General features: G+C 44.7%; 4 protein-coding genes and 2 pseudogenes. All 6 read left to right on the forward strand.

The window, feature by feature from the left end:
* A pseudogene (locus tag PVV64_RS09915) lies at nt 1-309 on the forward strand (lytic transglycosylase); the annotation flags it as partial.
* Between the two features lie 12 nt (nt 310-321).
* Complete coding sequence (locus PVV64_RS09920; protein WP_273760828.1) at nt 322-1,323, forward strand: phage tail protein; 1,002 nt, start codon at nt 322-324, stop codon at nt 1,321-1,323.
* Nucleotides 1,324-1,330: 7 nt separating this feature from the next.
* Complete coding sequence (locus PVV64_RS09925) at nt 1,331-2,344, forward strand: phage tail protein (protein ID WP_273760830.1); 1,014 nt, start codon at nt 1,331-1,333, stop codon at nt 2,342-2,344.
* A gap of 7 nt (nt 2,345-2,351) precedes the next feature.
* Entirely contained in the window at nt 2,352-3,488 is a 1,137-nt protein-coding gene (locus PVV64_RS09930; RefSeq protein WP_273760831.1) for a phage tail protein, read from the forward strand.
* A gap of 9 nt (nt 3,489-3,497) precedes the next feature.
* On the forward strand, nt 3,498-3,719 hold the full coding sequence (locus tag PVV64_RS09935) for a hypothetical protein (protein WP_273760832.1): 222 nt from the start codon (nt 3,498-3,500) through the stop codon (nt 3,717-3,719).
* Between the two features lie 22 nt (nt 3,720-3,741).
* A pseudogene (locus tag PVV64_RS09940) lies at nt 3,742-4,196 on the forward strand (hypothetical protein); the annotation flags it as partial.

Consider the following 4,196-nt stretch of genomic DNA (forward strand, 5'->3'; position numbering starts at 1 on the left):
GGAGCCGCTCGCCTTTTGCAAAATCCCCATGCCAATGCAGCGCAATTGGTTGGCAGCAATGCGGTTGGTTTGAATGCAGGCAATAACGCAATGCGTGCTGGTGATTTTGCCAACCGTGTGTTTCAGATGTATGGGGGGCAGCAACCTTATAGAGCAAGTCCTATCGCACGAGGGGACATGGGCAAGAGAGCGAACTTGCTAGAGGTTTTAAGGGCGTTATTAGCTTCACAGGAAGAGCCTTCAGAAGAAGAGAGCGCAGACGATAATCCAGTTATGACGCAATTGATGCGGGTGTTTTACGGAATTTAGGATACCAGAGTTATGTCAACGATCTATGATTGGTCGCTAAGGGCGGCGGATAACACACGCGCTGATGATTTGATAGATTGGTCAGAGGGACAATTGCCAAGTACAATCAATAATAGCGCACGCGGTATGATGCAAAGGGTAAGAGAGTATCTTTCAGATACGGGTGGAACCCTTGAAGGGGTTGTGCGTGTTGATAATGAGCAGCAAACGACAGTGATTAGATTGCAGAGCAAATCGGTATTTTTAGAGTATCAGAATGGAATAGTTTTGCGTTTTATAGCGACAGGCAAGAATGTTGGCGCGACCATGATTGCTTTAAATGATTTACCAGCCAAGCCCGTTTATAAGGCAACGGAAAGTGGTTTATCGGTTTTATCGGGGGGAGAAATCCAAGATGGTTGTCTTTATACATTGGTCTATAGCGGAGATGGATGGCATCTTGTTAATCCTACCTCCTTACCATTAGAAGAAGAAAGTGACCTTTATCCAACAGGATTTATAGGAAGCTTTGGGATGCGGGCTATTCCAAGAGGTTGGTTATTATGTGATGGGAAAGCTTATTTACGAAGTGATTATAAAGCTCTTTATGAAGCGATAGGGACGGTTTGGGGAGAGGGAGATGGTGTCACAACATTCCATGTCCCCGATTTGCGTGGAATGTTTTTACGTGGAGTTGATGGAGGACGTCAGATTGATGTTGGTCGCGCTTTTGCGAGTGTGCAAACAGATTTACTCCAGTCACACCAACATGAAGGTCAAAAGCTTTCCACCCCCCATTTTAGGAGCACTGAAAACTATTGGGATGGTCATACGACGGATGTTTTGGGGTATCGTCTAGGGTTGTTTGGGGGGAGCTCTCTGGCGAATTTTATGGGTATAGAGCGTGAGAATCTAGGTGGCTACATTGTAGAACCCTATAGCGTAGATGAAAGAGAAGATGTTGTCTTGAGGAGTTCTGGAGAAGGAGAGACGCGTCCTATTAATGTCTCGATAGTGTTTGCGATCAAGACATGAGGTTAAGATGTCAACGATATATGATTGGTCTTTAACGACATCAGAGAATGGGTATTGTGATGATCTGATTGATTGGTCAGAAGGGCAGCGCCCTAGTAGTGTGAATAACAGTGCGCGTTTTATGATGCAGCGAGTGCGCGAATATTTATGGGACACAAGTGGTCAGATTGAAAATACCTTTACTGTTGATGAAGCAAAACATTCGACTTTGATAAGAGTTCAAAGCAAATCAGCATTTTTAGAGTATCAGAATGGAATATCGATTTGTTTTAAAGCGAAGGGTAAGAATGTTGGAACCACTACGATTTCTTTGAATGATTTACCAGCCAAGCCCGTTTATAAGGCAACGGAATTAGGCATGGGTTCTTTAAGAGGAGGAGAGATCCAACAGGGGTGCATCTACAGCTTTGTGTATCAGCGTGGTGTTTGGCATTTTTTGAATCCTACGCCGGCGCCTTTAAGCAAAACGCTAGATCTTTTGCGCTATCCAGCAGGCAGCATATGTGCTTTTGGTATGCAACGTCTCCCCTCCGGTTGGTTATTATGTGATGGGAAGGCTTATTTACGAAGTGATTATAGTGCTCTTTATGAAGCGATAGGGACAAGGTGGGGTGGTAGTGAGAGTTGGACCAAGTTTCATGTTCCCGATTTGCGTGGAGTTTTTCTGCGTGGACTTGATGATTCACGTGATCTAGACCGGTGGCGTTCTTTTGGGACACTCCAGAATGATAGCATGAAAAAACATGACCATAGTGGTGAATCCTTTACGATTTTAAATAATGATGATGAGGAAGAGAGTTGGCATGGTGATATGACGATCATCTGGGGTTATGTACTCAATGACCAGCAAAGGTTGAAGCTTGCTGAACGGCTTGGAGTAAGAGCAGAAGATATTCGTATACACCATAAGCTAGCCTTTCCCCATTCACACCTTCAGATGCGTGATGTTGTTTTAGCAAGTTCTGGTGATAGCGAGACGCGCCCAATAAATATGAGTGTAGTGTTTGCGATCAAGACATGAGGTTAAGATGTCAACGATATATGATTGGTCTTTGACGGCATCAGAGAATGGTGGGGCTGATGATTTGATAGATTGGTCAGAAGGACAACTCCCAAGCACAGTGAATAATAGTGCGCGTTTTATGATGCAACGAGTGGGCGAATATTTATGGGATACGGGAGGAGCCCTTGAAGGAAAGGTCACGGTTGACAATGAACAACAGACGAGTGCGATCAGGTTGCAGAGTAAATCGGTGTTTTTAGACTATAAGAGTGGAATATCGGTTTGTTTTAAAGCGAAGGGCAAGAATGTAGGGGCGACCACGATTGCTTTAAATGATTTACCAGCCAAGCCAGTTTATAAGGCAACGGACAGCGGTTTATCGGTTTTGTCCGGAGGAGAAATTCAAGATGGTTGTCTTTATACACTTGTGTATGATGAAGAGATAACCGGTTGGCAGGTTCTCAATCCCACAAGGTGTGAAGTTTCTTCATTACAACGCTTACCGTCCGGTTTGATAGGTCCTTTTGCGATGGAACGCTTGCCGGAAGGTTGGTTACCTTGCGATGGGAAGGCTTATTCACGGTTAGTTTATTGGGATTTATTTAATGCAATAGGAACGACGTGGGGAGAGGGAGATGGTGTCACGACATTCCATGTCCCCGATTTTCGTGGGATGTTTTTACGTGGCATGGATTATGAACGTGGTCTAGATCGTTGGCGTTCTTTTGCGAGTATGCAAACTTGTTCATTGAAAGCGCATGATCATTTTATAGGTTCTGAAGTTTCGGATAGCAATTCGTCACGCAAGAAGCGCGATCTTTCTTCTATTTGGCGTTCTTCAAAGAGGAGCAAGAGAAGCGTTGATGATGAGTGTGTGGGTTTGACCGGAGATGCTTTAAAAGAGTGTAACAAGGAATTTGACCGGATAACAGAGGATGGAGAGCCTCAAGAGGTTCCTTTTTGGTTTACAGAAAAGGACAAACCCGCCCGTTTGCCTTGGTTTATCCGCAGCCCTTTTGCTAACTTTTTATATCATTCCACACCGATAAAAGAGGGCATCAATGATATGGCACATCATGAACATCACCTTTTGACGGAGAGATCAGGTGGTGTTGAAACGCGTCCCGTTAATGTGAGTGTTGTCTTTGGGATCAAGACATGAGGAGTTGAAATGGTATTAAAGCCCTTTGCGATCTCAGAGATTAGCGACCCGTCCCAAGTACGGGTCGTTTTGTATTCAGGGGATCATTTTGTGCATGCTCCGCTTAACGAGCTTTTAAATTTGTTGAGGAGCGCTTTGCAGTCAGAGCTTAATAGTTCACGCCAAGATTTAGAGAAGCGTTTAGGTGGCTTAAGCGAAGAGCTTGAAGAATTAAAAGAATGTTTATTGTAGCATCATGTAAGGAGGAGAGCCGATGAAGATACCAGAACATACGCATGAATATCCGATACCGGTAGCGACGAGAGAAGAAATGCTAGCAGGCACGTCACAAGATAGTGTTGTTGTCCCCAAGTTATTAGGAACAGCTTCTTTGTATTCGTATGAAAGTTTTGCGCCGTTAGAACAGGTTGTGAATGCGAGGCAAGAAGCAGAAAACGCGATGTCGCGTGCCAATAGTGCTCAACAGTTAGCAGAAGAATCGAAGCGGGGTTTGGAACAAGCCCTCACAGAGGTAAGTAAAACAGTTGAAACGGTGAGTAAAGCGCTGAGTATAGCAAAGGAAGCCAAGGATGATGTCAGTTCAGCTACGAGAGCAGCTGAAGGCGCGAAGAGTATGTCTGAAGAGGCGAAACAAGATGCTAGAGCAGCCAAGCAATCGAGTGAAGAGGCGGTAGGTAGAGCCAATGAGGCGAAAAGGTTAGCAGAACA

This window comes from Bartonella sp. ML70XJBT.G, from assembly GCF_028618575.1.
GTDB lineage: Bacteria > Pseudomonadota > Alphaproteobacteria > Rhizobiales > Rhizobiaceae > Bartonella.

Excerpts from the sequence above, each read along its gene's own strand:
- PVV64_RS09935 (WP_273760832.1), top strand. The coding sequence starts at position 3,498 with ATGGTATTAAAGCCCTTTGCGATCTCAGAGATTAGCGACCCGTCCCAA.
- PVV64_RS09925 (WP_273760830.1), top strand. The coding sequence starts at position 1,331 with ATGTCAACGATATATGATTGGTCTTTAACGACATCAGAGAATGGGTAT.
- PVV64_RS09920 (WP_273760828.1), top strand. The coding sequence starts at position 322 with ATGTCAACGATCTATGATTGGTCGCTAAGGGCGGCGGATAACACACGC.
- PVV64_RS09930 (WP_273760831.1), top strand. The coding sequence starts at position 2,352 with ATGTCAACGATATATGATTGGTCTTTGACGGCATCAGAGAATGGTGGG.